Genomic DNA, 4058 nt, shown 5'->3' on the forward strand with positions numbered 1-4058 from the left:
AAATAGAATGTATTTCTGAATCGATAAAGATTGTTCGACTTTTAAAATCGATCTAAGGACCGGCCTGAGTAATAAAAAGGAGACAATTTGTAATCCGTAGATTAGGAAAATCAGTTTTAATTTGTTGCTCGGATCTTTTTCTTGTAGAGCCTCTTCCCAAAGAACCGTTGAAGCTCCTATTAAGAAAAGTAAGGCGGGGAATATGATATCATCGTTAGAACTGCGATCCTTGTCCGTTCGACTCCAAAAATGAAAACAACGTTTCTTAAGGATTCCGAGACGTTTCAAAATTGAATGGATGGATTTTGCGATCAAGATGCTAACTTCCGTAAAAAATTTCTTTGGTCCTGATTGTGAAACTCTACTCTTAAATGCCTTTAAACGGCCCTAAGGCCAGCGAATGTATTTTTAAATTTATTGACCTTCCATAATAAGCCTGGTTAAATTCTTGCGTTTTTGGATCGGCCATTTACGCTTCCTTTGGAGTTGGAATTTGGTAGAAAACAAACATGTATTCAATGAATACTTTGTCAAATAAAAAATACCCAGTGAATACATTTGATTTAAAAACGCAGTCCGGAAGATTCGCCTTTATCATTTCCGAAACCGGAATGACACAGAGCTTATTCGGAAATGAAGTGGGGATTTCCAAGCAACAAGTCTCTAATATTATTTCCGGAGAAAGGGAACTATCCGATCCGGTTGCTATGGTAATCGAATATAAATTCGGATTTCGAAAAGATTGGGTTTTAACCGGAAACGGAACTCAAAAGAATAAAAAAGGAAACTCTCAAGAAGTTGCGACTCTAAATGCGGAATTAACTTTCCTTCGAAAGGTGGACCGAATCCCGGGAATTCGAAAACTGCTGGAAGATATTTTAACCTTGGCTTCCGAGGATAGAGCAGTAATCGAAGATATGGTGGATAGACTAAAGAAAAAAGGATAAATTTTATTCGCTTGGAAGCGAATCTCATTTCTCCTTATTAATCAATTGAAACGTCTTTTATAAAGAATAAGTAATTTATAAAAATTTAATTTTATCGAATTCTTTTTTTAAAACGATCTGCAATGATACCGGATATATCTTCGACATCAAAATCCGTAGATTTTTGAAGTTTATAATTTTCAGTTAAAATGCCAAGCGTTACCATCGATTTACTATTCAAAAGTTTGAATCCGTATTGCGGAGAATCGAGAAGATTGTATAAGCCTAGAACCGGAAGTGAAAAAATACGATTGATTAACGGCAATTTCTCTCCCTCTAAAATCTTTTCTTTGATTTCAAACGCGTCGTAGTGCAAGATCGCAACTGCCCCAAAAATAAAAGCTAAAAGGAGTCCGAATGCTGCCTTGGGAGCGTAGAAATATCCGCAAAGAGGGAGGATATAAACACAAAGAATGGAAACCGAAAATGCAATAAAAGTTCCTACCGATATAAGGAAAGCTCTGACTCTGAGATCTCCTCGATTTTGAAATGCCTTTTTAACTAAAATAATGAAAGAAAAGGAAATATAAATTCCACAATAAACGATGCTTAAATGGTAATTATAAGTTGGTCGATAAGAAAAGATAGAACGATCTTGGATTTCCGCTACCGAACCGGTAGCAGCCGTAAAAATCAGATAGCAAAGTGCTATTAAATTGATGAAGAGGTTCCAACGACTCGGAGCAAAATGATCTTCGAATAAAGATCTTACAAGTGCATAAAATAAATAAGGAGTAAACAGGATGGGGATCAATGTCCAGTTCAAAGCAATTTCCCGGAATTCAAAAGGTAGATTGGAACGAAATCCGAAACAAAACCTCCAAGCCGCAAGAGATACACAAAGCCAAAAGAAATATTTTTGAACATCCTTACGAGGGGGAATCCGATATACATAACTTCCTAAAAATAAAAGAAAAAAGCCAATTGTAATATTATAGATAGCTGTAGTATCCATATAAATTTACTCGTGTTTAATGTAAATTTGAGACGATTTTTCGTAAAGACTCTTTTACGATTTCAATGACTTAAATTGACAAAATTCTTCATTCAGGTAGAAACCTGGGAAATACATAAGGTCCGGATATTTTTCAGAATGAACTACGCCTGCTTTAAAATAAATTCTTTCGATTCCTTTTGAATCCGGGTTGTACATTCCATAAACCATTGCGTAATTTTTTTCTAAACAATGTTTTGCGACTATTTTAAAGAGAGAAGCACAGGCCCTTCCGCTTTTACTTGTTGGCAAGAATGCGACTGAATTCCAATCCGCTACGTTTTCTTCGATAACCTTGTATTGTTTAAGTGGAGAAGGTTGTCCCCAGACAACGGCAACTTCCAATGGTATCACGTTTTCCGGTTTTTTTTCTATAATCCGCATCGCGGCTAAAATTTCCCTGGAATCCTCCACATAAAACCAAGTAGACCAAGGGTCGTAATTAATATTTTTCCAGCTAGAATGTGAATATCCGGATTCGGAATATATTTTGGATACAAAATCTTTTATCCTTTTCAATTCGTCCGGGGATTCCAGTCCGAGAATCGTTTTTACTTCAAGTTTTTCTTTTACAAAAGAATGGAGTTTTGTGGTAGTTTGTGACATAATTTAATTATGTCACAAACTATGTTTAGGTCAAATCAAAATACTGCGTTAAAACGATCTTACTTTACTAATCTTTAATTTGCGTTAAAACTCTTGTGGGCAGCTTTTTTCGCTGTCCGAATTTCCGGACAATCCTTTTCGGATTTCACAGAGTAGCAACACCGGGTGAAAGAAATACATGTTCCAAAGGGTTAGTGGATAGGAATTAGATATCAGGGGCGTGCCTCTGCGAAATCTTTCTGAACTTCAGCGCAGAGTCGCGCTCTTCGTTTCAATCTGCAACGCACCATTTCAATATTTTCGTATATTCTTGTTTCTGCATTTAACTCATGTTGCGTTGCAGTATTTCCACTACGATCGCTCACGCAGGAAAATAAGAAACCCCCTTAAAGCCTCTTAGATAATACCTCAGCTTCACTTGGAGAAACAGGATTCGTATTAATTCCGTATATGCTTGGAATGTAACGGTTTTCCTCTTTGTCGCATTCTTGAAGTCTTTGGTAGTACCGAAGACATTCTAAAATAAAATAATTAGTCGTTTCCTCTCTTTCTCGTGCAACATCTGGATCATTAGTATTATTAACTGACTGTAGGCCAGCACCAATAAAATTGCAATTAATAGATTGGGTGCTTTCATGCAAATTGTATCTACACGTATCACGCTGAGTCCCAATAAAACAGTTTACATTAAAATAAACTACCACGACAATCATCACTAACTTAGTCATATTCTTTCCTTTTTCCTTCCCGTTATAACTTCCATTTATTCGGTTTCCAAAAGTTGTTATATCGCGCTTTGTGGACAAACGTCGCATGATGAGCAAATTGCAGTGTATAACCGACCACATTTTGAATGGCAAAAAGAGTAGTCCCTACCCGCAATGCTTCGTAATCAAAAAGCGTCGTCGCCGCATAATTCACACCGGCTATAACCGACTTCCCTGTATTTCCATAACGATCATAACTCTTCGGTAAAGCGTCATACTCCCTTTTGTAAGCTGCCTTTTGCTCATTGATTGAGAAATAATTTCCCCACGATTGTTTAATCCAATCCTCATTTGCGTGAATCGCTTGTTTGCTCGATGACCATTCGTGTTCTTCATCGTGGGCAATCCCAGATCGATCTACTATCGTTAATGCTGAGTTTGGTTTCATTAAAAAGTAATATGCTAACGCTAATGCTGGACCTTGATCTAAACCTATTCGCTGAGCGGCAAGTAAAATAAACGATATACCAAACTCAACATTCTTAGGCAAAGATCCACCGCATCTACCGGCTCCTTGGAAATTCCCAAATACTGCACGATTCTTACCGCTGACCGGACAACCCGGTCCGGAAGTATTACGGATCTGTTGATTGTGCAAGTAAAGAAGCATTAGATCGCTTTGCTCTTTCTGCGGGCTATTCGGCATCTGCGCGTATTGATACAAAGCCGCATAAAACATCATATCCAAACTGTGACCGGACTGGA

General features: G+C 37.5%; 4 protein-coding genes and 2 pseudogenes. 1 reads left to right on the forward strand and 5 read right to left on the reverse strand.

The annotated features are described in order from the left end of the window. Positions 1 to 315, reverse strand: a pseudogene (locus LEP1GSC194_RS10985) (hypothetical protein); the annotation flags it as partial. A gap of 203 nt (positions 316 to 518) precedes the next feature. On the opposite strand from LEP1GSC194_RS10985, the gene LEP1GSC194_RS10990 reads away from it, so the two are divergent. After that, complete coding sequence (locus LEP1GSC194_RS10990) at positions 519 to 947, forward strand: helix-turn-helix domain-containing protein (RefSeq protein WP_173644598.1); 429 nt, start codon at positions 519 to 521, stop codon at positions 945 to 947. 91 nt (positions 948 to 1038) lie between these two features. Here the strand turns inward: LEP1GSC194_RS10990 and LEP1GSC194_RS10995 are convergent, their stop codons facing one another. The 4 genes and pseudogenes from LEP1GSC194_RS10995 to LEP1GSC194_RS11010 form a co-directional block, all read right to left on the reverse strand. Continuing rightward, entirely contained in the window at positions 1039 to 1941 is a 903-nt protein-coding gene (locus LEP1GSC194_RS10995; RefSeq protein ID WP_020773661.1) for an LIC10906 family membrane protein, read from the reverse strand. 16 nt (positions 1942 to 1957) lie between these two features. Further along, a pseudogene (locus tag LEP1GSC194_RS11000) lies at positions 1958 to 2586 on the reverse strand (LBL_2463 family protein). Between the two features lie 386 nt (positions 2587 to 2972). Continuing rightward, the gene (locus LEP1GSC194_RS11005) at positions 2973 to 3314 is read right to left on the reverse strand and encodes a hypothetical protein (protein ID WP_036042409.1); all 342 of its coding nucleotides are present in this window, start codon (positions 3312 to 3314) and stop codon (positions 2973 to 2975) included. Positions 3315 to 3336: 22 nt separating this feature from the next. Further along, on the reverse strand, positions 3337 to 4058 hold a 722-nt coding region (locus LEP1GSC194_RS11010; protein WP_036042411.1), incomplete at its 5' end, for a hypothetical protein.

This window comes from Leptospira alstonii serovar Sichuan str. 79601 (assembly GCF_000347175.1).
Lineage (GTDB): Bacteria > Spirochaetota > Leptospiria > Leptospirales > Leptospiraceae > Leptospira > Leptospira alstonii.